Origin of the sequence: Pantoea coffeiphila, assembly GCF_016909495.1 — a bacterium.
GTDB lineage: Bacteria > Pseudomonadota > Gammaproteobacteria > Enterobacterales > Enterobacteriaceae > Erwinia > Erwinia coffeiphila.
Genome location: NZ_JAFBFW010000007.1, coordinates 1 through 24,183 on the forward strand (window position 1 = coordinate 1; position 24,183 = coordinate 24,183).

At 57.2% G+C, this 24,183-nt stretch carries 23 protein-coding genes; 18 read left to right on the top strand and 5 right to left on the bottom strand.

All coding sequences use genetic code 11. The annotated features are described in order from the left end of the window. From JOE09_RS20850 to tmaR, 9 genes are all read left to right on the top strand, one after another. The coding region (locus JOE09_RS20850) for a hypothetical protein (RefSeq protein ID WP_205067153.1) at nucleotides 1-426 on the top strand (426 nt) is incomplete at its 5' end. A gap of 110 nt (nucleotides 427-536) precedes the next feature. Then, nucleotides 537-779 (top strand): DNA polymerase V, encoded by a 243-nt coding sequence (locus JOE09_RS20855; RefSeq protein ID WP_205067154.1) that lies wholly within the window; start codon nucleotides 537-539, stop codon nucleotides 777-779. Nucleotides 780-781: 2 nt separating this feature from the next. Further along, nucleotides 782-1,105, top strand: a complete 324-nt coding sequence (locus tag JOE09_RS20860) for a S24/S26 family peptidase (protein ID WP_205067155.1) — start codon at nucleotides 782-784, stop codon at nucleotides 1,103-1,105. Nucleotides 1,106-1,480: 375 nt separating this feature from the next. Beyond that, nucleotides 1,481-2,326, top strand: coding sequence for a D-alanyl-D-alanine carboxypeptidase family protein (locus tag JOE09_RS20865; RefSeq protein ID WP_172606543.1), 846 nt, complete (start codon nucleotides 1,481-1,483; stop codon nucleotides 2,324-2,326). Nucleotides 2,327-2,477: 151 nt separating this feature from the next. Then, the gene (gene dacD / locus JOE09_RS20870; protein ID WP_239553242.1) at nucleotides 2,478-3,617 is read left to right on the top strand and encodes a serine-type D-Ala-D-Ala carboxypeptidase DacD; all 1,140 of its coding nucleotides are present in this window, start codon (nucleotides 2,478-2,480) and stop codon (nucleotides 3,615-3,617) included. Between the two features lie 162 nt (nucleotides 3,618-3,779). Further along, nucleotides 3,780-4,679, top strand: coding sequence for a LysR family transcriptional regulator (locus JOE09_RS20875; protein WP_105591624.1), 900 nt, complete (start codon nucleotides 3,780-3,782; stop codon nucleotides 4,677-4,679). Between the two features lie 98 nt (nucleotides 4,680-4,777). Continuing rightward, complete coding sequence (locus tag JOE09_RS20880) at nucleotides 4,778-5,248, top strand: GyrI-like domain-containing protein (RefSeq protein ID WP_205067311.1); 471 nt, start codon at nucleotides 4,778-4,780, stop codon at nucleotides 5,246-5,248. A 212-nt stretch (nucleotides 5,249-5,460) separates the two neighbouring features. Beyond that, entirely contained in the window at nucleotides 5,461-6,519 is a 1,059-nt protein-coding gene (locus JOE09_RS20885; protein WP_200546023.1) for an FUSC family protein, read from the top strand. 159 nt (nucleotides 6,520-6,678) lie between these two features. After that, nucleotides 6,679-6,993, top strand: a complete 315-nt coding sequence (gene tmaR / locus JOE09_RS20890) for a PTS system regulator TmaR (RefSeq protein WP_105591443.1) — start codon at nucleotides 6,679-6,681, stop codon at nucleotides 6,991-6,993. Nucleotides 6,994-7,088: 95 nt separating this feature from the next. On the opposite strand, the gene JOE09_RS20895 is transcribed toward tmaR, so the two are convergent. Next, nucleotides 7,089-8,165, bottom strand: a complete 1,077-nt coding sequence (locus tag JOE09_RS20895) for a LacI family DNA-binding transcriptional regulator (protein WP_205067156.1) — start codon at nucleotides 8,163-8,165, stop codon at nucleotides 7,089-7,091. 206 nt (nucleotides 8,166-8,371) lie between these two features. Here JOE09_RS20895 and JOE09_RS20900 point away from each other — a divergent pair, with 206 nt between their 5' ends. The 6 genes from JOE09_RS20900 to JOE09_RS20925 all read left to right on the top strand — a co-directional run bounded on the left by JOE09_RS20900 (nucleotide 8,372) and on the right by JOE09_RS20925 (nucleotide 16,005). Further along, entirely contained in the window at nucleotides 8,372-9,268 is an 897-nt protein-coding gene (locus JOE09_RS20900) for a Kdo hydroxylase KdoO (RefSeq protein WP_205067157.1), read from the top strand. Between the two features lie 129 nt (nucleotides 9,269-9,397). Next, the gene (locus JOE09_RS20905; RefSeq protein WP_205067158.1) at nucleotides 9,398-10,828 is read left to right on the top strand and encodes an EmmdR/YeeO family multidrug/toxin efflux MATE transporter; all 1,431 of its coding nucleotides are present in this window, start codon (nucleotides 9,398-9,400) and stop codon (nucleotides 10,826-10,828) included. 173 nt (nucleotides 10,829-11,001) lie between these two features. Continuing rightward, nucleotides 11,002-11,445, top strand: coding sequence for a GlcG/HbpS family heme-binding protein (locus JOE09_RS20910; RefSeq protein ID WP_200561072.1), 444 nt, complete (start codon nucleotides 11,002-11,004; stop codon nucleotides 11,443-11,445). A gap of 94 nt (nucleotides 11,446-11,539) precedes the next feature. Next, nucleotides 11,540-12,325 (top strand): siderophore-interacting protein, encoded by a 786-nt coding sequence (locus JOE09_RS20915; protein ID WP_420830699.1) that lies wholly within the window; start codon nucleotides 11,540-11,542, stop codon nucleotides 12,323-12,325. A gap of 81 nt (nucleotides 12,326-12,406) precedes the next feature. Then, nucleotides 12,407-12,946 carry a PadR family transcriptional regulator gene (locus JOE09_RS20920; protein ID WP_205067159.1) on the top strand — a complete coding sequence of 180 codons (540 nt, stop codon included), beginning with the start codon at nucleotides 12,407-12,409 and terminating at the stop codon, nucleotides 12,944-12,946. A 686-nt stretch (nucleotides 12,947-13,632) separates the two neighbouring features. After that, nucleotides 13,633-16,005: a TonB-dependent receptor domain-containing protein gene (locus JOE09_RS20925; RefSeq protein WP_205067160.1), complete on the top strand. Its 2,373-nt coding sequence runs from the start codon at nucleotides 13,633-13,635 to the stop codon at nucleotides 16,003-16,005. 1,070 nt (nucleotides 16,006-17,075) lie between these two features. Here JOE09_RS20925 and JOE09_RS20930 read toward each other — a convergent pair. Both JOE09_RS20930 and JOE09_RS20935 read right to left on the bottom strand, forming a co-directional pair. Next, a complete protein-coding gene (locus JOE09_RS20930; protein WP_205067161.1) occupies nucleotides 17,076-18,176 on the bottom strand; it encodes an NADH:flavin oxidoreductase/NADH oxidase in 1,101 nt (366 codons plus the stop codon). Between the two features lie 115 nt (nucleotides 18,177-18,291). Further along, nucleotides 18,292-19,209, bottom strand: a complete 918-nt coding sequence (locus JOE09_RS20935; RefSeq protein WP_205067162.1) for a LysR family transcriptional regulator — start codon at nucleotides 19,207-19,209, stop codon at nucleotides 18,292-18,294. Nucleotides 19,210-19,366: 157 nt separating this feature from the next. Here JOE09_RS20935 and JOE09_RS20940 point away from each other — a divergent pair, with 157 nt between their 5' ends. Continuing rightward, nucleotides 19,367-19,867, top strand: coding sequence for an SRPBCC family protein (locus JOE09_RS20940; protein WP_205067163.1), 501 nt, complete (start codon nucleotides 19,367-19,369; stop codon nucleotides 19,865-19,867). A 103-nt stretch (nucleotides 19,868-19,970) separates the two neighbouring features. Then, on the top strand, nucleotides 19,971-20,909 hold the full coding sequence (locus JOE09_RS20945) for a 2-hydroxyacid dehydrogenase (RefSeq protein WP_239553230.1): 939 nt from the start codon (nucleotides 19,971-19,973) through the stop codon (nucleotides 20,907-20,909). Nucleotides 20,910-20,968: 59 nt separating this feature from the next. Here JOE09_RS20945 and JOE09_RS20950 read toward each other — a convergent pair whose 3' ends face one another. Continuing rightward, complete coding sequence (locus JOE09_RS20950; RefSeq protein ID WP_205067165.1) at nucleotides 20,969-21,661, bottom strand: RraA family protein; 693 nt, start codon at nucleotides 21,659-21,661, stop codon at nucleotides 20,969-20,971. Nucleotides 21,662-21,679: 18 nt separating this feature from the next. Next, nucleotides 21,680-22,888: an aspartate transaminase gene (locus tag JOE09_RS20955; protein WP_205067166.1), complete on the bottom strand. Its 1,209-nt coding sequence runs from the start codon at nucleotides 22,886-22,888 to the stop codon at nucleotides 21,680-21,682. A 328-nt stretch (nucleotides 22,889-23,216) separates the two neighbouring features. On the opposite strand from JOE09_RS20955, the gene nac reads away from it, so the two are divergent. Continuing rightward, complete coding sequence (gene nac, locus JOE09_RS20960; protein ID WP_105591459.1) at nucleotides 23,217-24,140, top strand: nitrogen assimilation transcriptional regulator NAC; 924 nt, start codon at nucleotides 23,217-23,219, stop codon at nucleotides 24,138-24,140. The last annotated feature ends 43 nt before the right edge of the window (nucleotides 24,141-24,183 follow it).

The following is a 24,183-nucleotide window of genomic DNA, read 5'->3' on the forward strand; positions in this document are numbered from 1 at the left end:
TGCTACGAAATCGGCTGGTCGCCTGTGATGGTGGCAAATCTTGGTGGCGGCGGCACCCCGGCCTACGGGTGTCAGGCGGTGTACTACTTCCCGTACACCTCGCGTAACGCGTTGCAGATTCGGAAGGTCAACGGCAAGCGGGGCGGGATAGAATCGCACATGAGTCCGCTGTCATCTGATCCGGGTGTCAGCACGTCAGTGACAGTGTATTACGGCATTTCAGACGGAGACTATAACGGCTACTGGTCGGGAGATACGGCTGATGCGTCAGTGCGCGCAACGCTGAACGCTATTGGCTGTATCGCTATCGACCCGGTGAATTATGGATTTGCGGTCACGCACATGATGGACTGCCGACATACCGGCAGCGGAACACCCCGTAAGCCGGGCACCAATGCACCGGTTAATACCACAATAGTAAATTAATAACCCTGCCAATCATCGTATTAGTAAAAACACCCCACCACCAACTTGATCCCTCCCCGAAAATGATAATACTGTATGTATATACAGTCATCGTTTAACGGGAGGGCGTCATGCCTCGCTACTATGAAATCCCCATCGCATTCAGAAACAGCATCGTTCATGAGCCTGGCGGCCGCCGCATCGTTCGCACCACGGACTTTGTGCGCGAGCTGGCAGCGCTCAACCATCACTGGTCGCTGAAGGAAGCCAACCTCTGGATCGAAAATTACCAGCACGGCTTTAAAGACATCTCAACTGAAGAGGGTGAGCACCGGACATTCTTTTTCTTTAACTCGAATAACGGGAGGATCTGATTATGGGCTTTCCATCACCGGCAAAGGATTACATCGAGACGCGGATTGACCTTAACGAGTTGCTGGTTTCGCACCCATCCTCGACGCTGATTATCAATGACGTGGGGCGCGTGGTGATCGTTGACCGGTCGCTAAGAGCAGGCCAGGGTGACACAGTGGCTTTTGAGTTGTTCGGGGAAGGGCAGCTCGGAAAGTTGTCGGGCAGGGCACTGATAACGGAGGACGGTGAGGCGATCGAGGGAGATGCGCTGGACGAGGTGACGATTATTGGCCGGGTAACTCACATCGCGCTGGAAATCACGCCGGAACATCGGCCAACGATCTGAGCGAAAAATAGCGTCGCGTACAAAACCCTGTACAGAATTGGGGTGGTTTTCTGATTAACTTTTAAAAATCAGTTAATTGAAAGTGGTGTTTAGTAATCGTGGAAGAGGAAGGTAGGCTGTGCGCGATCGTTTTTCAAAGTTTATATCCGTTCACTTTTGTTCATATGGCCCTGAGCGATGCAGAACGATGTTTCAGATATGGTAAACCATTATCCCCCTGCTCTGAAGTGACGAATGCCGCCGTTCACCGCCGAAGAAAAAATGCGACCACGCATTTCCAGACTGTCGCACGCTATACTGTGTTACCAACTCTCGCCTGACGGACGGTTAAGCGTTACACTGAAGCAGGGTTACTGTCTGAAATCGGGGAATAAATTGCCTGTAAATCTGTTAGCCATTCCGCCCGTTGCGTTGAGCAGCTCGAAAGCCGCTGGCATCCTGTTGATTAATGAAGGGCCGGGCCCGGTGCGGTCAAAAGCCCTGTACACCCAGGGTGACCGCGATCTGCAACAAATGGCGTCGATGACTAAAATATTGACCGCAATGGTTCTGGCGGACCTGAAACCTGATTTAACCACGCTGCTGACCCGCACCGATGCTGATTCCGCGCTGGGTTCTGGCGCAAACCTCAACGTCAGTGAATCCATCTCGGTGAATGATGCTTTCTATAATCTGATGCTGCCATCCTCCAACGTGACTGCCAATATGATTGCCAGAATCTGGGGCGGAAAACTGCTGCAGGCCGAAGGGATAACCGACTACACCGACAGACAGGCCTTGGTGCGCTGGGTTCGCCAGATGAATGCGAAATGCCGTTCTATCGGCATGGGATCGGCTCTGTTTACCACGCCTTCCGGGCTGGGAAACAATCATGCCAGCGTGATCGGTGCCCTGAAAATGGTGGCACGCGCCACGCGCTATCCGATGATTATGCGCAGCTGGAAGACGCAGAACTACCGTCTGAAAGTGTTTGGCGATACCCCGCGTATTGAAACCATCTCAAACACCAACAACCTGCTGTTCTCCGATCTGGAAGTGATTGGCGGTAAAACCGGCACGCTGGCGCCAATCTACAACCTGGCCTGCGTGGTATCGATGCCGAACAACCAGCTGCTGCTGGTAGTTACGCTGGGTGCTGAGCGGGCGGAAGATCGCTTTACCGACTGCAAGGCGATGATCGATGCGGTGAAAGTGCAGTACCAGACGCCGAAAGCCAGCTAGTGCGCTAATTCTCTGATTATTCATATTTTCTTGCAATTTAATTACACTTTGCCACGCGATATCTCGTACAACATCCGCAGTTTTTGTTGGTTAATTCGAGGATTTAGCGGTGAAGAAGCGTCAGCTTGGAAGTGTATGCCTGGTTTTATTACTGAGTACGGTTGCCCGTGCTGAAGATCTCCCCGCAGAGAACGCTCTGGCGTTCCCGCTTACCCCTCCGGCTATTGATGCCGCCTCCTGGGTACTGATGGATGCCACCACCGGGCAAATCCTGACGGCCGGTAATCCGGATGAGCGCCGCAACCCGGCCAGCCTGACCAAGCTGATGACCGGTTACGTGGTGGATCGCGCCATCGATAAAAAGCGCATCAGCCGCGATGATATTGTTACCGTCGGTAAAGATGCCTGGGCTGCCGGCAACCCGGTATTTAAGGGCTCCTCGCTGATGTTCCTCAAACCTGGCGATAAAGTCACCGTGCGCGATCTCAGCCGGGGAGTGATTATCGACTCCGGCAATGATGCCTGCGTGGCACTCGCCGACTACGTGGCGGGCAGCCAGTCCAGTTTTGTCGATCTGATGAATCAGTACGTGGGCAAATTAGGCATGGCTAACAGTCATTTCGAAACCGTTCACGGGCTGGATGCCCCGGGTCAGTACACCACCGCTCGCGATCTGGCGATCCTGTCCCGGGCTATTATTAGCGGCGAGCCGGACTTCTATCAGATGTACAGTGAAAAATCGCTGACCTGGAACGGCATTACCCAGCAGAACCGTAACGGCCTGCTGTGGGACAAAACTCTGCACGTGGACGGCCTGAAAACCGGGCATACCGAAAGCGCAGGGTTTAACCTGATTGCCTCCAGCGTTGATGGTCAGCGCCGTCTGATCGCGGTGGTAATGGGCGGGAAAAGTCCGAAAGGGCGTGAGGAGCAGGCTCGCAAGCTGCTGACCTGGGGGCAGAGCAACTTTGATACCGTGCAGCTGTTCCATGCTGGAAAAGAGATCGGCCATGAAAAAGTGTGGTACGGCAGCCCGCGCAGCGTTCCTCTGGGCAGCGAAAAAGATATTTACCTCTCCCTGCCGCGTGATGAAGTTCAGAAAATCAAAGCGCGCTATGTGGTTGAAAATAAAAATCTGGAAGCGCCGCTGAAGCTGCACGAGCAGGTTGGCACCATTCAGCTGGTGGACGGCGATAAGCTGCTGACCAGCTATCCGCTGGTAACTCTCCAGTCGGTAGAACAGGCCGGCATTTTTACCCGCATCAGCGATTACATTCAGCGTAAGCTCTAAAAAGTGACGTCGCCGATCCGCCCGCTTACAGCGCTAAACGCAGCCGCGGCTCTTCATATCGCCATTTGCAATCTGTCCTGGTTTTAGCGGGCAGATAACTGTATTTATCAACGCAGTATGCAAGAATGGAAATGAATTGTTTCCATAAAATTGAGAATGGTGATGTTAAAAGATCTGCGTGATGTGGCATTGTTCAATGCAATAGCCAGTGGCGGAACATTATCGGCGGCCGGGCGTCAGCTCGGGATCTCGCTGGCCGTCGTCAGCAAACGGCTGACGCAAATGGAACAGCAGCTTGGCGTAAGGCTGTTTCACCGTACCACGCGGCATGTTTCGCTGACCGATGAAGGGCTGGTTTTTGCTGAACATGCGGCGCGGTTGCAGCAAGAGCTGGAGGCGATTGACAGCGCACTGGCCAATCGCCTGGGGCGTGCCAGCGGGACCCTGCGGATCACCGCATCACACAGTATGGGGCAGCGCTGGCTTGCGCCGATCCTTAATGAATTTATGATTGAGCACCCCGGAGTTAAGCTCCAGCTGCATCTTAGCGACCGGGTTATCGATCTGGCAGCCAGCGGCTATGACCTGGCAATCCGCTACGGTGCGCTGGCGGATTCCCGGCTGGTGGCGCGGGAGCTGGTTGGCAATCGGCGGGTGCTGTGTGCCTCGCCGGGCTATGCGGCAAGGCATGGCCTGCCGCAAACGCTGGAAGAGTTGAGCGCCCACTGCTGCATCGTTACCGGAGATGCACCGATGACCGAGTGGCGTTTTGGCAGCGATGAAGAGCAGCGCAGCGTGCCGATAAATTCACGGCTGCAGGTCAACACCGGAGAAGCGGCGCATGCGCTGGCGCTGAATGACGCGGGGATCGCGATGAAATCAATCTGGGACGTCGCAGGAGACCTGCGTGATGGGCGTCTTCTGACGGTTCTGGGGGACTATCCGCTACCTGCGGCACCGCTGCATGCCATCTGGCTGAGTGGTCTTCACCAGCCGCCGCGAGTCAGGCTGTTTGTTGAGAAACTCAGACTGCAACTGGCGCAGCACTGGAATGATTTTTAACCCGAGACATGTGAGGTCCCGGGTCTACGCTGGCGCGGCGGTCATATTCCGCTGCGCCGGACATCGTAACACCACAACGCGAAAAGGAATGAAATGTGATGAGAGTAGAAATACAGGAGTTACCGGCCAGTCAGATGGCGGGATATCGGCTTGAAGGTGCGTGGGAAATGACCGTTCCGCAGGGTTTTTCCCGACTGAGCGAGTGGGTAAACCGCAATCGACTGAAGGGCGAATGGCTGGCGGTTTACCATGGTAATCCACAGCAGATGTCGGTAGATCAGCTCAAAGTGGACACCGGTATCAGCGTGTCTACAGAGTTTATTTTACCGCTCGACAGTGAAGGTGTGCAGCTGCGACCGATTCCGGCCGCGCGTTACGCCGTATCACATGTGCAGGTCAGGGATGGTGATTTTACCAAACCGTGGCGTAAGTTTTTTGATGACTGGCTACCGGGCAGCGGTTATCAGCAGGCGGAAGGTCCATGCTACGATCGATATCTGAACGATGGTTCTGAAACCGGCATCTGGGAATTCCTGATTTGCGCCCCGATTGAAAAGCGCCAGGCTTGATGTGAATTTTTTATTGGAATTTTGTAATTAAATTGCACACAAAAAAACCAGTGCGTTAAAGTTTTGCTACCGTGCGGTAATCACAGTGGTTAATGTTGTTTACCGCACGGAAATGGCCTGAAAAACTGTCTAAAATCAGCCATGTCCGTCTGTCCATCTTCCGCGCTTCAGGTATTATTAGCCGCTATTTCTGATCTTTTTCGGAGCCTGTTTTGCGACCCGACACGCCGCTTTCGGCCCTGCATTTTAGCGTTTATCGCAACTACCGTATTGTTCACGGCATTCGCATTGCCGTGGCCTTTGTGCTCACCTTTCTGCTGGTGCGTCTGCTGGATATTCCGGAAGGCAGCTGGCCGCTGATCACCCTGGTTGTGGTGATGGGGCCAATCTCATCCTGGGGCAACGTGTTTCCTCGCGCGGTGCAGCGTATAGGCGGCACGATATTTGGCTCCATCTCCGGATTGATAGCGTTGAAGCTGGAACTGTTCAGCCTGCCGGTGATGCTGGTGTGGTGTGCCGTCGTGATGTTTATTTGCGGCTTCCTTACGCTGGGTAAGCATCCTTATATGGCGCTGCTGATCGGCATTACCCTCGCCGTGATCTGCGGGGGTACGCCGGGAGATATCCATTCCGCGCTCTGGCGTGGCGGGGATGTCATTCTCGGCTCACTGCTGGCGTTACTGTTTACCAGCATCTGGCCGCAGAAAGCCTATACCCACTGGCGCATTCAGCTGTCTGATTCCCTGCTGGAGACGGCAAAAATCTATCATGCCGGCTTTTCGCCAAATCTGGTCGAACAGCCACGCCTGACGCGCCCGCTACAAAGACTGTTGGGCAAGGTGGTGAAAATGCGCTCGCTGATCGATCCGGCCAGTAAGGAAACGCGCACGCCCCGCTCGGTATTCGAAGCCATCCAGACCCTTAACCGCAATATCGTTTGTACCCTGGAGTTGCAGTTAAACGCCTGGTGGGCCTCGCGGCAAAGTCATCTTATTCTGCTTAATGCGCCAACCCTGCGGCGCACGCAGCAGATGACGGAAGATATGCTGCGCACGCTATCGAAAGCCATCGTTGACGGCAACACTGAGCAAATGGCGGCCAACAGTGCAGAACTGGCATCAATCAGTCGCGAACTGCGCCAGCTGATCGCCGAAGCCGGCGGTGATGAACAGGTGGAAACGCCCATTCACGGTTATGTCTGGCTGAGCCTGGAAATGGCTCGTCAGCTGGAGCGACTGTCCGAGCTTTTGCGCCTCGCGCTGCGAAAATAAAACGATTCAGCAACTACTTACTGCGGGATGCTCAGCGCCAGGGTAAGATAGTGCTATTCGGTTGAGCAGATTTAACATTGCCATCGGCAGCGGTGTGCCGCTAAGCTGGTAGCCACGACAGTGATGCCTGTGCAACAGGCCCAAAAGAAAGGTGTCTTCATGGAAAATGCAAAGCAATCATTTCAGGACGTACTGGAGTTCGTGCGTATGTTCCGTCGCAAAAACAAACTGCAGCGTGAAATCGTCGATAACGAAAAGAAAATCCGCGACAACCAGAAACGCGTGCTGCTGCTTGATAACCTGTCCGAGTACATTAAGCCGGGCATGAGCGTAGAAGCCATCCAGGAAATCATCGCCAGCATGCGTAGTGACTATGAAGACCGCGTTGATGACTACATCATCAAGAATGCTGACCTGTCGAAAGAACGTCGCGACCTGTCGAAAAAACTGAAAGCGATGGGCGAGCCGAAGTAACGCCCGGCGAAAGGTGGAACCGTTCTGCGGTCTTCACCGATACTGTTTCAGAGGCCACTATGCATATAGTGGCTTTTTTTTGCCTGGGGGAAGGGCTACGGCTCCGAACCCTGTGCCAGAACGCGCGCCAGGCGGCGAAGTTCTGCGGCGACTTTAGCACTCCCGTTTTTACCATTGAACACCGGCGCAGTGCTGTTTCGCACCACCAGCTCCGTAGTAAAGATTTCACCCGCCCTCGGGTTTTGTGGCTGCTCCACGCGACTGATTAACCAATCAACGCTGCGCGCTCCCAGCAGACGCATGTCCTGGCGAACCGTAGTCAGCGGTGGCTGATACCAGGCACTGTCGGCGGTATCGTCATAGCCCACCACTGAAATCTCTGTCGGAACCACGATGCCGCGCTGATGCAGCGCCTGCATGGCACCCAGAGCCATCTGATCGTTGGCGACCAGCAGTGCCGAGGGTAAATCCTGGTCGGCCAGCTGCATGACCGCCTGAAAGCCCGAGCTGGCGCTCCAGTCTCCAAACAGTTCGGCCTGCGCAACCAGCTGATGCTGTTGCAGTACCTGCCGCCAGGCATCTGCCCGCGCGCGCGCAGCAACCGATGACGATGGTCCGTTGAGCAAGACAATGCGGCGATGTCCCAGCGCCAGCAGGTGCTCTGCGCCCTGGCGTGCTCCGGCTCGTGCGCTAAAACCGCAGCTGGACACCGGCGCTTCTTCCGCCACATCAAGGAACAGGCAGGGCAGGGAACCGGCCATCGTTTCAATCTGCTGCGCCGCATCGGTTTCCAGCGGCAGATTAATCAGCAACGCATCTACCCGCTGCGCCAGCAGATCGCTGACCGCCGCCTGTGCACCGTCCGCACCTGCCATTGCCATGACCAGATGCCATCCCAGCTGACTGGCACGCTGCTGCATCGCCGAGGCAATCTGCGCCGGAGCCAGCAGCGCCAGATCGCTGGTCGCCAGCCCGAGTGTGCGGGTGTTCTTTCCAGCCAGCTGCTGGGCAACGCGATTTGGCACATAGTTAAGTGCAAGCATCGCAGCCTCAACCCGACTGCGGGTCGATTCGGCCACCTGGCTGGAGTGATTCAGCACCCGGGAAACGGTCTGATAGGAGACGCCGGCTGCCTGAGCAACATCATCCAGCGTCACGGAACGGGATTTCATGATTAGCTCCTTTAAAGATGGCGCAGTGTAACAGTAAACACCGTGGCTCTGTTGACCTCCGGTTTAATTAATTCTGGCTCTGCGCCATATAATCAGCCGTCAGAAGCTCACTATTTATCCCGCAGTCATTAACGTGATTACACTTTATTTAGACAACGGCGGCGTGCTGGAAGCCGGTTCTCGCTGCAAGGAAATAAGGATATCAAATGTCTGAACGCCCACTCTCACACGATATGGTGATTCGCTCGCTGGCGATGCGCCACTGGAACGAAACCGTCGATGATGCTCGCGCCGTTGATGCGCTGGAACAGGGGAAAGTGTTATTTCTCCCCTCGCTGGCTTTCCCGCTCAGCACGGAAGAACTGGCGCTGTTAACCCCGGATCTGGTCGATCCTAAACGCAAAAATATCAGTTTTAATGCGCAAAACGGCAAGCTGAACGGCGTTGCTCAGGCGGAGAAAAAACCGCAGGTGCAGGCACTGCTGCAGCGTCATCATGATTATGCCTGCCAGCTGGTCAGCAGCCTGCTGCCGGAATACAAATCAGCGCTGCATTCGCCGGTTAACTCGCTGCGCCTGCATCCGATCGCCGTCTGGCGCGACGCCACATCATGGCGAAAGGATGATACCCGCCTGCATGTCGATGCGTTCCCATCACGTCCCAATCACGGCGAGCGTATTCTGCGTATCTTCACCAATATTAATCCACACGGTGAAAGCCGCTGCTGGCGCGTAGGGGAACCTTTCCCCGTGCTGGCCAAACGCTTTATGCCACGCCTGAAGCGTTTTTCACCGTTCAGCAGCTGGTTGCAGAATCGCCTTGGTATCACCAAAAGTTATCGCAGCCATTATGATCATCTGATGCTGCAACTGCACGACACCATGAAAGGTGACGAGAACTACCAGCAGCAGGGGCCGCAGGTCACGCTGGAACTGCCCGCGGGCAGCAGCTGGATTTGTTTTGCCGATCAAACGCCCCATGCGGCGATGAGCGGGCAGTTCATGCTGGAGCAAACCTTCCTGCTGCCGGTGGCGGCGATGAAAAACCCCGATAATGCGCCGCTTAAAATTTTGCAGAAACTCACTCAGCGAACCCTGGTCTAACCCTTAATGGTGCAGGCGCAGGTCTGCACCCCCCCTGTAAAGTACTTTGAAACATAAAAAGACTTTGCATAACTCGCCTGCTTTAACCATCATAAATAAGTCCTCTCTCTCCCTGATAAAAAAGCTGGAATGACCTTGCAAAACCTCAGAGTTTCTCTGCAGCAGGCTATTCAACGTACCGCGTGGTATCCCAAAAGACGCTCCTGGCGAGTGTTGTTCTGGCGTGAAGTCACACCGCTGGCCGTCCCGATTTTTTTTGAGAACCTTTGCGTTCTGCTGATGGGGGTGCTCAGCACCTTCCTGGTGAGCTGGCTGGGTAGTGAAGCGATGGCCGGTGTTGGCCTTGCGGACAGCTTTAATATCGTGATTATCTCCTTTTTTGCCGCCATCGATCTCGGCACCACGGTGGTGGTAGCTTTCAGTCTCGGCAAGCTGAATCGGGAAAGAGCGGTAGCGGCCGCCCGCCAGTCGCTGGTTATCATGACAATTTTTGCGGTACTGCTGGCGATTGCCATCGAGTTTATCGGGCCGCAGATTATCGACCTCATTGCCGGTAAAGCGGAGCCGGAAGTTAAAGCGCTGGCGCTCTCCTATCTGCAAACCACAGCGTGGAGCTATCCGGCGGCGGCCATTGCGCTGATCGGCTGCGGCGCACTGCGCGGAGCGGGTAATACCAAAATTCCGATGCTGATTAACGGCGGGATGAATATCCTTAATATTGCCATCAGCAGCGTGCTGATTTACGGCTGCTTCTCATGGCACGGGCTGGGGTTTATCGGTGCCGGGCTGGGGCTGACCATTTCCCGCTACATCGGCGCGGCGGCGGTGATTTATGTGTTGGTGATTGGCTTTGTCCCGGCGCTGAAAATATCACTTAAAAGCTATTTTACCCGGTTGAACCTCGGCATCGTGCGTGAGGTGTTGGGTATCGGCGTTCCCGCCAGCATTGAGTCTGTGTTATTCAACGGCGGCAAGCTGCTCACTCAGATTTTTGTTGCTGGCATGGGGACAGACGTGATTGCCGGCAACTTTATCGCCTTCTCAATCGTGTCGCTGATTAACCTGCCGGGTAACGCACTGGGTTCCGCCTCGACGATTATTGTCGGTACCCGGCTTGGGCGCGGTCAGCTGGGCCAGCCGGAGCGGCTGCTGCGTTACATCTTCTGGCTGTCGAATATTGGCCTTTGTACGTTGGCTCTGCTGACGGTGCCGTTTGCCGGTGTGCTGGCGGCGTTTTACACCCAGGACCCGCAGGTGATCCACGTGGTGAAAATGCTGGTATGGCTGAATGCCGCCTTTATGCCGTTCTGGGCTGCATCGTGGGTGCTGCCGGCCGGGCTGAAAGGCGCGCGCGATGCGCGTTACACTATGTGGGTGTCGCTACTCAGCATGTGGGGTGGGCGCATCGTTGCCGGGTATTTGCTCGGGATTGTACTCGGCATGGGTGTGGCCGGGATCTGGCTGGGCATGGCGCTGGACTGGATCATTCGCGGGGTCTGCTTCCGCCGCCGCTTTAACAGCGGTCGCTGGCTGTGGAAGTATCGCCCGGTCGCGAAGTAACGTTCCGACCCGGGTAAACCCGGCAGTTTTCGACCCAAAACGCACAGATTGTTACTTTTTACCGCTCGTCTTAGCAGATTGCTGCTTGCGATGAAGATATATCATAGATATATTTTTATGCGTTAATACGAATCATTACCAGTTCAGCCATTGCCAAAAATGTGGAGAACGTTATGACAGTCACATCGGTAACAGAAACAGCACAGGCAGCATCACGAACTCAGCTGACCATCACCCTTACGGGCGCGCGCAATGCTATCGCTGCCGCACAGCAGAAAGCGCTGGAAAACGGCTGGCATATCAGTGTGGCGGTGGTTGACCATGCCGGTCAGCTGGTGGCACTGGAACGCAGCGACAGCGCGATAGGCATCAGCCCGGATGTGGCGATCGGCAAGGCGCGGACGGCTGCGCTGCTGCAGGCTCCTTCACAGGAATTTGAGCAGTTTATCAACAGCGGTCGGCCAAGTTTTCTGGCCACGCCCGGCGTCACGCCGCTGGAGGGCGGGGTACCCGTCTGGCTGAACGGAATGGTGATTGGTGCCGTTGGCGTTAGCGGGGCGCACGGTGCCAATGATTCGCTGGTGGCGGAAACCGCCGTGCTGGCAGTTAGCGTCTGACGCATACCCCGATTACACATCATCTATTGCTCCCGGCGGGCGTTGCCTGCCGGTGTTACGTTGCCGGATCTCAACCGGTAGCCCAAGGAGAATAATCTTGTCCGAGAATAAAAGCCGCGCGCCGAAGCGCGTACGTAATGAACTGCGCTTCCGTCAGATTACGGTGGCAGCAAAAACGCTTGTTGCTGAAAATTTCTGGCGTATTGATTTTATCGGTGACGACCTGGCCGGGTTCGTTTCGCCGGGTTTCGACGACCATATCAAAGTGTTCTTCCCGGATGCCGCCACCGGCGAACTGCATCTGCCGGAAGTGACATCCGACGGCGTGGTGTGGAAAGAGGGCATCCGCCCGGTTTCCCGCGACTATACGCCGCTGTGGTTTGACGGCGTGGAAAAAACGCTCACTCTGGACTTCTATATCCACGACGGCGGCGTCGCCAGCAGTTGGGCGGCACAGGCACAGGTCGGCGACCCGCTGGCAATTGGCGGCCCGCGCGGCTCGATGATCGTGCCGGAAGATTATGCCTTCCAGCTTTACGTCTGTGACGAAAGCGGCCTGCCAGCGTTCAAGCGCCGTAAAGAAACCGTGCAGGGCGGGGTGCGTAAACTGTTTGCCTTTGCTGATGAAGCCAGCGGTAGTCTCTATCTGGACGGACTGAACGGCATCGATGTCAGCTGGCTGGGCAGCGGCAATATGCACGGCGATCGTCTGCTGGCGCTGATTAGCGAACTCGACAGCATGCAGCTACCGCACGATGATTACTTTATCTGGCTGACCGGTGAAGGCGAAGCGGTAAAACAGCTTAATGACTACTTTGTCCTCCAGCGCGGCTGCGACGACAACTTTGTGCGTGCCGTAGCCTACTGGCACCAGAAGTAACCCTGTGGGCCGCCGCGCCGGTTGTGTTTCGCCGGGTGGCGGTCTACTATCATCCCCCTTATTTTTCCGCACGGGCAGGCGATGAAACGACCGCAATTTCCCTTTACTTCCTCAGACAGCGAACCTCGTACCGCCTGCGTCAGCCAGCGCAAAAAGCGCCGGGAAAAAATGCTCGACGGCAGCGATATTCGCCTGCTGGTACTGCATTTTCTCAGCCAGGGTGATGCCCATGGCTACGAGCTGATTAAAGCTATTGAGGATTTGTCGAAAGGGGAATACACGCCCAGCCCGGGAATAATCTATCCCAGCCTGACGCTGCTGGAAGAAACGGCGATGATTGCCGCCATCGATCCGCAGGCGGCGCGTAAAGCCTATCGACTGGAGCCGCAGGGCCGCGACTGGCTACAGCAAAATCAGTCCGACTTGGTTACCATCGTGCAGCGGCTTTCCTCACTGGCGGTGCTGGTGCATAACCGCAGCGTGCCGGAAGTCGAACGGGCGATCCACAATATGAAAACCGCGCTCAACTCTCGGCTGTCACAGCAGGATATCTCGCAGGAAACCCTCTACGCGATCGTTGATGCGCTGGACGAGGCGGCGAAAAAGATCGAACGCAGCTAGTTTAGTTGCCAGAGCCAAAGCCAGAGCCAGAGCCACAGTCAGAGCCTGCATGTCAGGCATCGCTGGCTTTGCAGGTAAATGCATGCCACATCCCCCATCGGCAGTTCCGCCCAGCTATCTACCCGGTGTATGCAGATTGCCGTTGCCGCCGGTGGCCCCCTGTTGATGATGTCTGCCTGTTGCCTGTTGCCTGTTGCCTGTTGCCTGTTGCCTGTTACCTGTTACCTGTTAGTCGGAGTGCGGATTCCGAGCGATCATCGTTGCCCGTATCCGTGCGCATATGCATGCGAAACACGGCCCTTGCGCGTAGGAGAGAGAGCGCTCGCCACCGATCCTTCACCGCGTTGTCTATTCGCGATCCATTATTTAAATCCGTTTCCTAATCTATTTTTACCCACACTGAGTTTTGTATTGAAATAATTGTGAGGAAATTGTGTAGAGAGTGAAAGTTTTTCGAAAGCAGGTATCTGGTTTATTTAACGGTCTTAACGCTATTCTGCGAAATTAATTATTCTTAATAATAAAGTGAACTTTCTGCTCGGTGCTCTATTGATAAAGATAATCATTCCTATTAATATCCCGCCGCCTTAAAAATATAATAATATTAGTGAAACTTAACTAAGTTCGTATTCTTTTTATCGAAGCAATTCGTGAGCCAATACTAATAACAAGCTAAGGGTAATTAAATGCTCACCACGTCAAAATTACAGGGAATCAGTGCGCCGGTAATGAAATGGGCGGTGCTGGCCGCAGCGATTCACTGTGCCTGCGGCTATGCGCAGGCTGAAACTTCTGCTACAGCGAATACCGCAGCAGAAATCAGCAATGAACAGGGCACCATGACCGTTACCGCCCAGGCTCCGCTTCAGGGTGGCAGCAAAACCACCATTACCGCCGAGCAGATGCAGAAGAACGGCACTACCGATTTCGGTTCGGTAATGCGTTATCAGCCGCTGATTAGCGCAACGGGCGTGAGCGGCGGTTCCACCGCAGGGAAAAGCGGCTTCGACCGCAGCGGCTACACCGGATTTAATATTCGAGGACTGGAAAGCAACCGCGTTGGTTTAGACGTGGATGGTATTCCGTTGCCGGATGCGACCGGGCGCAGCTACGTCAGCCGCGCGGGATTAAATACCTTTGGTATTGGCCGGGATTATATCGATCCTTATATGTACGGCAGCGTGGATATTGATGCTGGTGCCACTTCCGTCGATCAGCCAAATACCTCTATTGGTGGTAACGTCTCGTTCCGCAGTAAATCAGCGGATGATTATCTTTCCCCGGAACGCTCCACCTGGTTTGGCTACCAGAGTGATTACGACTCTGCCACTCGCGGCTGGCATAACGGTATTACCGCCGCAGCTGGCGACAGTACTCTGCGTGGCGTTTTCGTGCTTAGCCGCCGCGACGGTCAGCAGACCAGCAACAACAGCGATGAAGTTAGCGCTTATCCGGCTAACTGGCACTCGACTGCGCTGATGACCTCCGGGATCTGGCAGCCGAACGACGAACACAAATTCAGCGCCACGCTGGACTACTATCACAAGGTTAACCACACCCATTACGATACCTGGAACACCGCAGGGACCAGCACCATCGGCGACAGCCAGCAGCAGAGCGATACCCGTCGCTGGGGCGTGAGCCTGGCGGATGAGTACACCCCGGACAACGGTTTTGTTGACAGCCTGTCGAGCCGCGTTTACTACCAGCACACCGAGGCGCATGACAATACCTACATGCCAACCGACAGCAGCGGCACCATGCAGCATGTCTACTCGGACTACAACGTTGATACCTGGGGCTTTGACACCCACGGCAATAAAACGCTTGGCCGTCACGATCTGAGCGCCGGAATCAACGGCCGCATCACCGACACCGAGCGTCCATTCCGGCAGGACCCGGCACCAAGCGTCTACAGCGTGATCATGCAGCCGCAGGCCGACAGCCGCAGCTACACCGCCGGTGGATTCGTACAGGATAAGATCAACTTCGATCTGAACGGCAGCCGTTTCGCGGTGATCCCGGGCGTGCGTGCGGTATATCAAAATACCAAGCCGCAGAACCTGTCCAGCCTGACCACCGGCAGCACCGTACTGACCGCATCTGAGCTGGAAACTCTGTATGGCTCGGCGAACAGCGACAGCCAGATCCTGCCGTCGCTGATGCTGCAATACGATCTGACCCCGCAGATGATCACTTATCTGCAGTACAAGCGCGGCGCGCAGTTTGCTAACGCCAGCCAGCTTTACGGTTCATGGAACCTGGGTTCATCCTATGCCGGTACCGCGCAGTACGCGCTGATTGGTAATCCGGATCTGGAAACCGAAACCAGTAATAACCTGGAGTGGGGCGTGAAGGGCAACGTAACCGACGGCGTAATGCTGAACGGTTCCCTGTTCTACAACACCTACAAGAACTTTATCGCCTACAGCCGTTACACGCGTTCCGGCAGCCCGGATAAGTTCACCAACGTACCGTCGAACATTTACACCATTTATCAGGCTGAAAACCGCGATAAGGCCTACATCTGGGGCGGAGAGCTGAGCAGCAAGGTGAACTTCGGTACCTGGTTCGAAGAGGTTAACGGCCTGAGTGCCACCTTTGCTCTGGGCTACAGTGAAGGTAAATCCAAGTCCAGCTACGACGGCGACAAATATGTTGATATCGACAGCGTAGCACCGATGAAAGCGGTGGTCGGCATGGCGTGGGACGATCCGGCTAAGCGCTACGGTGCGGCGGTGGTGGCGACCTTCGTGAAGGGCAAGCAGGCCAGCGCAACCAACCGCGAAAGCTACACCAACAGCGGTACGGCGTTGACCGATTCCAGCACTGAGTACAATCGTATCCCTGGCTACGGCATGGTGGATATGACCGCGTACTGGCAGGTGGCGAAGAACGTGAAGCTGAGCGGGGGTATTTATAACCTGACCGATCGTAAATATTGGGATTATCTCAGCAGCCGCGATCTGACCGGCAGCACGGCTCAGGATGCCTACGAGAAGGCATTGGCAGTGATGCCTGGCCGTACGTTCCAGGCGGGGATTAACGTCGATTTCTGATGATGTCGGTCAGTTATCGGGTTAGGTCTTTGCTCGTTTAGTGAAGTTTGAAGCCGCTATCTCTTTTGGGATGGCGGTTTTTTTGTGTGCGATAACGAGGATGTCGGTATCGGTGCCGGTGCTTCGTTGCTTCGTGCCCGGGTGATTTCGGCCCGGCCTCTGCGGTTACCGGGCGGTCCTCGCGTCGCGCCGTGCGCGATGCCTTCGGTTGCGGCTCTGTGCCGTCATGGCTTGTTGCTTCGTGCCCGGGTGATTTCGGCCCGGCCTCTGCGGTTACCGGGTGGTCCTCGCGTCGCGCTGTGCGCGATGCCTTCGGTTGCGGCTCCGTGCCTCCCGGACCGGCCTGGAGCGGGCGTCCTGCCCGCGCCACGCCTGACGCCAACGTCCTGTTGGCGTCTCCTGGCACGTAGCCTCCACCTCAGCTCTGTGGATTACCCGGTAACCGCAGAGGCCGGGCCTTTAATACATTGTGCTGGCTGCTTAATTCCCGATTCTCCTCTTGAAGTGACAGGCTTCTAATCCTGAAAGCGATTGGATAAGCGGACGCTTTTTAAATAACTGTGGAGATAAACCCTGGATCTACTTTGCTGGATCTCGAAAATCGAAGTTGTGAGTTCTGAGTTCTGATTCCGGAATTGATCGCTGCAATCGTCGTTCGCCTTTTTCTACCAGACAACACTAAAGCAAAAAGCTGACGGGGTGTTCCCCAGAACGGGCAACCCCCAACGCTGAACGGAGAGAAGAGGACTGGATTCACTTTTCAGGCAACGCGGAAGTCAGAAAGCAGGCTGGTTGTGCCCCCGGTCGGACAATCCGCAGCGCTGAGCGGAGGGAGGAAGCCAGGATTCGCCTGCAAGGACGCAGGCGAAAGGCCCAGCCGCGCAGGACGCGCGTCTGGGCCGGTCCGTCAGGCTGACGATCGAAGCGAAGGCACCGCAAAGCGGCGCGAGGACCGTCCGACCGGGGGCACAACCAGCCAGCACCAACACCAGACTTTGCAAACGACCCTGCAAAAAAGTCTGCGCCAATATCTGACTTTACAAACGGCCCTGCACAAATGTCTGCGCTGTTTAATCAGCTAAACGATAACGCGCCAGCCAGTGCGCATACGGCGCAGGCAGCACCCACGACGGATCTTCAACGTTCAGCTTCTTCGCCAGAGAATACGGATAATGCGGATTCGCCAGATGTGCACGGCCAATCATCACCAAATCCATCTGCTGCTCGGCAATCACCCGCTCCGCCACTTCCGCCTGCTCCACGCCCCAGGACGACGCCACCGGCAGGCCCGCCTCACGACGTACCCGCTCGGCAATCGGTGCCAGGAAGCCCGGACCCCACGGAATGTTGGTTTCCGCAATAGTAAAGCCCACGCTCACGTTCAGCAGATCCAGCCCGCCCTGATGCATCAGGCGCGTCAGCTCAATCGACTCGCTCAGCGTCTGCTCGTCCTGGCCATCAAACTCCAGCACGCCGAAACGGGCTGTCAGCGGCAGATTCTCCGGCCACACCTCACGAACGGCGGCCAGGGTTTCCAGCAGGAAGCGGCTGCGGCCGGCAAAATCGCCGCCGTAAGCGTCGGTGCGCTGGTTGGAATGCGCGGAGAAGAAGCTCTGCGCCAGATAACCGTGGGCAAAATGCAGCTCCAGCCACTCAAAACCGGCATCGCGCGCGCGGCGGGCGGCGGCAACGAAGTCACTTTTCACCCGGTTAATATCATCCAGCGTCATCGCCTGCGGTACGTTTGGCAGATGATGGCCGAACGCAATCGCGGAAGGGGCAATGGTCTGCCAGCCGCGGCTGTCGCCTTCGGCAATATGATCGTCGCCTTCCCACGGACGGTTAGCGCTGGCCTTGCGACCGGCGTGACCAATCTGAATGCCAGGGACGGAACCCGCCGCCTTAATCGATGCTGCAATACGCGCCATGCCTTCAGCCTGCTCATCGTTCCACAGCCCGGTACAGGCCGGAGTAATGCGGCCCTCCGGTGAAACGGCGGTGGCTTCCACAATCACCAGACCCGCGCCGCCACGGGCGATCGCCGGATAGTGAACCTGGTGCCAGTCGTTAGTCAGGCCGTCAACGGCGCTGTACTGGCACATTGGCGGCACTGCAATGCGGTTACGCAGCGTAACGTCTTTCAGTTTAAATGGGGTAAAAAGCGCGGACATAGAAAACCTCAGTCATAGACGATCGAAGAACACGTGGCCTGTCGATAAGTGGCGATCACGGTAAGCGATGGCCACCGATAATCACTAAGCCGTATGTGCGATACGCACTGGCCGATCACAGCGTGCTGGCGTCCAGCTCCAGAGTGGTAAACAGCAGGGAACGCAGCCAGCGGTGGCCGGGATCGCGATGGCTGCGTTCATGCCAGACCAGGGTTTTACTGAAGCCCGCCACCGCGACCGGAGGCGGCACCCACACCAGACCGTCGGCAGATTCTGCCAGCCTGCACGGCACCACGGCAATCAGATCGCTGCTGCGCAGGATCTGCGGCAGCACCAGAAAACTGTTTACCGCCAGCGTTACCCGCCGATGACGACCGATTGCGGCCAGCGCCTGGTCGGTCGCGCCGCGAAACTCGCGACCGCTGTGCGAAACCAGCGCGTGGTCCAGCGCACAGAAGCTATCCAGCGACAGCGCACCGTGCCGCAGGGCAGTGTGGTCCGGGCGCAGCAGGCAGACGTACTGCTCGTCAAACAGATGGCGAGCGTGCAGATCGGCAGGCGTGGTGTCCGGGGTGAGCAGCGCCATATCAATTTCGCCGCGCTCCATTTGCACCGCCAGCCGATCGTTTTCCACCGGCTGCACGCTCACCTGCACGCCGGGAGCCTGCTGGCGCAGTGCGGCAATAAACGGCACCGCCACCGCGCTCAGCGCATAATCGGTTGCGGCAATGCTCAGCGACATCTGCGAACTGGCCGCATCAAAGACCTGCGGCTGCAACAGCTGGTCGATATCACCGAGGATCTGTTTGACCGACGCGGCCAGCGCCAGCGCCCGCAGCGTCGGGTTAATGCCGTGCTGGCCACGGGTAAACAGCGGATCGTCAAAATGCTCGCGCAGGCGGTTGAGCATGGCGCTTACCGCCGGTTGAGTGAGCGACAGGCGCTGGGCGGCCCGCGTCACGCTGCGTTCATCCAGCAGCGCATCCAGCGTTTTTAACAGATTCAAATCCAGCGTACGTAGGTTGCTGCTCATCGGTTCCCCGGCGGTGAGTGGGTCAGATATCAGAAATTATAATATCTGAAATAAAAAATGCTGATTGGTTTTATATCACCGTGCCGCACATCATGCAGTGGTTTTCGGCAGGCGCATCCCGCGCTCTGGCCGACCAGACTCACCGAGAGGCAGCATCATGAACGCAATTCACTGGCCGCAGGGCTACATTCCTGGCTTCAGCGACAACTTCGCCAGCAACGAAATGATTATTACCGGCGTCAGCGTCGCGGCGCTGTGGGACAAACTGATCGATACCGCCGCCTGGCCGGTTTATTACAGCAACGCCAGCGACATTCATTTCCACAACGGCAGCGGCCCGTATTTGACCGAGGGGACACGTTTCCGCTTCACCACGTTCGGCTTTGTGGTGGAAAGCGAAGTTAACGAGTTCGTCGCACCGGAAACCGGCAGCGCGGCGCGCATTGCGTGGCACGGCTGGTGCGGCGAGGGCGACAGTCGGCTTGACGTGCATCATGCCTGGCTGATTGAGGCGTTGCCGGGTGGCCGCGTGCGCCTGCTGACCCAGGAAACCCAGAACGGCAAACCGGCGGTTGAGCTCGCTAACGCCCGACCTGACCCGATGATCAACGGCCATCAGCAGTGGCTGGACGGAATGATCGCCGCGGCGCGAGCGTAATAAGCGAATCCTATCTGACGATAAGCGTAACCTTGCGGGTGCCGCGGCGGAATTCCGCTAGTTTATTAACGTTCTGAACCCTACGTTAATAAGGATGCCCGCAATGAAACAACAGATACTGATTATTCAGCCGCTGATGCCCGCGCTGAGCGAAATGCTGCACCGCGACTACCAGTGCCATCGTCTGTACGAACAGCCCGATGCGGCGGCCTGGCTACAGCAGCACGGCCAGGCTATTCGCGCGGTCGCCACCCGGGGCGACGTCGGGCTGGCGGCGGAGGTGATGGCCGCGCTACCGGCACTGGAGGTGATTGCCGTCTTCGGCGTGGGCACCGACGCTATTGATCTGGCCGCCGCCCGCGATCGTGGGATTACCGTGACCGTCACCGCCGATATTCTGACCGACGACGTCGCCGACCTTGCGCTGGGGCTGATGCTCAGCGTCTCGCGGCAGATCGTGGCACAGGATGCCTTCCTGCGCGCGGGCGAGTGGGCAAACCGACCGCCGGTGCTGGGCAGCAAACTCAGCGGCAAGCGCGTCGGCATCCTCGGGCTGGGGCGCATCGGCTCGGCGATTGCCCGACGCTGTGCCGCCTTCGATATGTACATCGGCTACTGCAACAGCCGCCAGAGTGATGAACCCGGCTGGCAGCGCTTTAGCGATCTGCATCAGCTGGCGCTGTTCAGCGATGTGCTGGTGCTGGCGGTGCCTGGCGATGCGCGTAACTATAAGGTGGTCGATCGCGAAGTGCTGAACGCGCTGGGATCGCAGGGCGTGCTGATTAACGTCGCGCGCGGGGCGGTAGTTAATGAAGACGACCTGATCGCCGCGCTGGAAAATCACACCATCGCCGGAGCGGGGCTGGATGTGTTCGAAGGTGAACCGGCGATTGACCCGCGCTTTTTCGCGCTGGAAAATACGGTGCTGACACCGCATATCGCCAGCGCCACCGCCGAAACGCGGCAGGCGATGGCGCAAAACGTGGCGGATAATCTGGCTTCGTGGTTCGCTCACGGCAAAGCCATTACGCCGGTTGCATAACGAAAAAGGCACCCGCTATGGGTGCCTGTTATCAATGCAGGATAGTGTTCTTTTACCGCCTAGAATCGCCCGTCAATAATCTCCACCTGCTTGCTCTTCAGCGTTTCATCAATCCAGCCGCGCTCCAGCTCGCCGCGCTTCGCCAGCTCGAAGTTGCGTTCGTCGACGATCAGATACGCCTGCGCCGCTTCCAGAATCTGTGCCGCATCGCCGTGAGGGATGACGATCACCCCGTCGTGATCGCCGAGAATGATGTCACCCGGTGACACGTGAATATTGCCGCAGGCGATCGGCACGTTGATTTCACCCGGGCCATCTTTATACGGGCCGCCGGGCGTGATGGCGGCGGCATAAAGGTGGTAATCCATCTTGCCGATGCCTTCGATATCGCGGATCGGCCCATCCAGCACCAGCCCCTCAATGCCGCGCTGGCGGGCCCAGGTGGTCATCACTTCGCCCATCAGCGCCTGGCTGCGATCGCCCTCGTTGGAGACCACAATCACATCGCCTTTACCGGCCATATCCATCGCCTTGTGCAGCATCAGATTGTCGCCGGAGCGGGCCTTAACGGTGACCGCCAGGCCGCACATCACCGCGTTACGCGGCGCGCTCATCAGGCGAATTTCGCCGGACAGCGCGGGCAGGCGGCTCATGCAGTCTGCCACCACGGCTGCGGGCAGCGCGCGGAACGCTTCGACGTAGCCGGCGGCTTCAAGATTACGTTGTAAGAAAATACGGTTTCCTGCGGACATAGCGATTCTCCTGATCGATTATTTCAGCTGGCTGACGGCGGCGGCAATCTGGGCGGCCCCGGCCTGAAGCGTGGCAAGGTCTGTGGCAATAGAAAGTCGGAAGTAGGGCGAAAGTCCGTAGGCGGCACCGGCAACAACCGCCACGCCCGCGCTCTCCAGCAGCCACAGCACCACCTCACTGTCGTTTTTCAGCACCTGACCCTGCGCGGTGGTTTTACCCAGCAGCCCGCCGCAGTTGACGTAAAGGTAGAACGCCCCTTCCGGCACGCGGCAGCTCAGGCCCGGCACGGCATTCAGGCGGGCGGCGATGTCGTCGCGGCGCTGGCGATACACTTCGCGGCTGTGGGTGATAAAGCCGGTGCCGCTGTTCAGCGCGGCTAAGGCGGCGGCCTGGCTGACCGAGCTGGCATTGCTGGTGGACTGCGATTGCAGCGTGCCCATCGCGGTAATCAGCACTTTTGGCCCGGTGGCATAGCCGATGCGCCAGCCGGTCATGGCATAGGTCTTCGACACGCCGTTCACCACCAGCGTACGGTCGGCCAGGCGCGGCTCCACCTCCAGCAGATGGACGTTCGGGCTGTCGTCGTAGCGCAGATGCTCGTAAATATCGTCGGTCATAATCGCCAGATGCGGATAGTCCAGCAGCACATCCGCCAGCGCGCGCAGCTCGGCGCGGCTGTAGCTGGCACCGCTTGGATTGGACGGCGAATTGAGGATCAGCCAGCGGCAGCGGCTGGTAATCGATGCCCGCAGCTGCTCGGCGGTCAGGCGGAAACCGGCTTCTTCCTGGCAGGTAATCACCACCGGACGGCCGTCGCAGGCCAGCACCATATCCGGGTAGGAAACCCAGTACGGCGCGGGGATCAGCACCTCGTCGCCGACTTCCAGCGTGGCGGCCAGCGCGTTGAAGATCGCGCTCTTCGCGCCGTTAGTGACGATAATGTCTTCCGGCTTCACCGTCAGATGATTCTCGCGCAGGAACTTGGCGGCAATGGCCTCGCGCAGCGCGGGGGTGCCGTTATTCTGCGTGTAGCGGGTTTCGCCGTTGCGGATCGCGGCGCAGGCCGCCTCGCAGATTTCCGGCGGGGTGGCGAAATCAGGTTCACCGACCACCAGGTTAATGATGGCTTTACCTTCACGCTTCAGGGCGTTGGCGCGATCGGACGCGCTGCTGCTGGGAGAAGGTTTAATACGCGTAACGCGGGCGGCAATGCGGATAGCACTCATGATCACTCCAGTCTGTTCCGGGATGTCTCTACGTTACGAATAAGCGGCGGGCGACGGTTAAGAGGAGTTTGTTCTGATTCAAGAGCAAAAGCTTATGGATGGGGCCCAACGATAAGTAAAACTCCCCGCAATGGTGCAGAACGCTGCTGAAAGCAAACGCTTGATAAATGGATGGATAGCGAAATAACACGATCTATCTCACTGTTTTACATATTAACTTTTTAGCTGTCCGGCTTTGCGGGGCAGTTAACACTCAGGCTGGTCCGGATCTTGCTACACTTCCGTTCACTTTTTCTTAACATTCTGTCCGGTGACGAGAGGTATGACTATGAATCTCAGGCGGCTACGCTACTTCATCAAAATTGTCGACGTCGGCAGTTTGACCCAGGCGGCCGATATTCTGCATATCGCCCAGCCAGCCCTCAGCCAGCAGCTGGCTTCGCTGGAAAGCGAGGTCAAACAGCAGCTGCTGATCCGCACCAAACGCGGCGTTACGCCGACCGAAGCGGGCAGCATTCTTTATGCTCACGCCCAGGCGATACTGCGCCAGTGCGAGCAGGCGCAAAGCGCCATTGACGGCGCGGGCCTGGCGCTGAGCGGACAGGTGTCCGTCGGGCTGGCACCGGGTACCGCCGCCTCGCTGCTGGCGCTGCCGCTGATGGAGGAGGTACGTAAACAGCATCCCGGCATCCTGCTCTACTTTAACGAGAGCTTTGGCACCACCCTCAGCGAGCTGATCATGAGCGGGCGCATGGATATGGCGGTGCTGTACGGCAACCGTCAGATCCACGGACTGGCCTTTATTCCGCTGATGAAAGAGGATCTCTATCTGGTGACGCCGCAGAGCGAAATCAGCTTCGGTAAAACCGTCACCCTGGAGCAGATCGCCCATCTTGAGCTGTTCCTGCCGCGCCCGTACAACATCATGCGCAAGCTGGTTGACGAAGCCTTCGTGCAGAAAAACCTCTCCTATAAAGTGAAGTGCGAAATCGAATCGGCCACCACCCTGGCGCAGGCGCTGGAGGGCAACCTTGGCGCGACCATTCTGCCGGAGTCCATCGCACGCAATATGGTGAAACAGTCCCGCGCGCGGATGTCGAAAATCGTTGAGCCGGGCATTCAGGCACCGCTGTCGTTCTGTACCTCCGATCATCTGCCGCTGTCCCAGCCTGCCGAAGCGGTGAAGAAAATCCTGCTGTCGCTGATGGCCGAACGCACCCACGACAACCGACCGCTGACCCTGGTCAGCTGACATCACATAGCGGCCACCAGCCCGTTTCGACGGGTGGCCGCAG